This is a genomic window from Mesorhizobium sp. M7A.F.Ca.US.005.03.2.1 (assembly GCF_003997795.1).
Lineage (GTDB): Bacteria > Pseudomonadota > Alphaproteobacteria > Rhizobiales > Rhizobiaceae > Mesorhizobium > Mesorhizobium ciceri.
On record NZ_RZRP01001453.1, the window covers coordinates 1 to 756 of the forward strand.

Genomic DNA, 756 nt, shown 5'->3' on the forward strand with positions numbered 1-756 from the left:
CGGTGTAGTCGCGCTTCAGCACCGTGTTGAAGGTGGAGAGCCGCGAGGCGCGGCACGATGATTTGAGGTAGGTGACCACCTTGGTGTGGTTGCGCCTGGCTGCTTCGATCAGCGGCGTCGACCAGTGGTCGGCGTGCGAATCGCCAAACAGCACGATGGTGCGGGTGGCATCGGCCGGGCCGAATGTGCAGGGTTTCGGCGTCACCGTTTGGAAGTCGGCCAGGCAGTTCTTGTCGACGGCCCGCGCGATGGAAGGTCTTTCGGCCGCCTGCTCGATGCCGCGCTGCTCGGGACCGATGTTGCGCGTGGCCAGATGCGCATTGGCGTAGGCGACCGCCACGCCGGCACCGGTCAGCGCCAGCGCGGGTGCGAGCGCGCGAGCGCCCACCGTCAGCCAGGCGCCGCGTCGTGCCGGGTTCTCGATGAGGTGATAGGTGAGCACCGACAGCGCCAGCGCCAGCACGCCGCAGCCCAGCCGCTGCGGCACCGTAAGATCGGGCGTCAGCATCCCGGCGTAGACGATGACCGGCCAGTGCCAGAGATAGAGCGAATAGGAGAGCGTGCCGATCCATTGCAAGAGCGGCAGCGACAAAGCGGTGGCCGGGCCAAGGACGTGCCGGTCGGTCCGCCCGTTGGTCTGTTCCCCGCAGCCGCCGCTCAGCAGCACCAGCACGGTGCCGGCAACCGGCAGCAGTGCGTACCAGCCGGGGAAGGGCAGGTCCTCGCTCAACAGGCGATAGGCCGTCGCAATCAGCG

1 protein-coding gene is annotated in these 756 nt (G+C 68.1%); it reads right to left on the minus strand.

Features of this window, described 5'->3' with window-relative positions:
- The coding region (locus tag EN991_RS38435; protein ID WP_164769772.1) for an acyltransferase at nucleotides 1-756 on the minus strand (756 nt) is incomplete at both ends.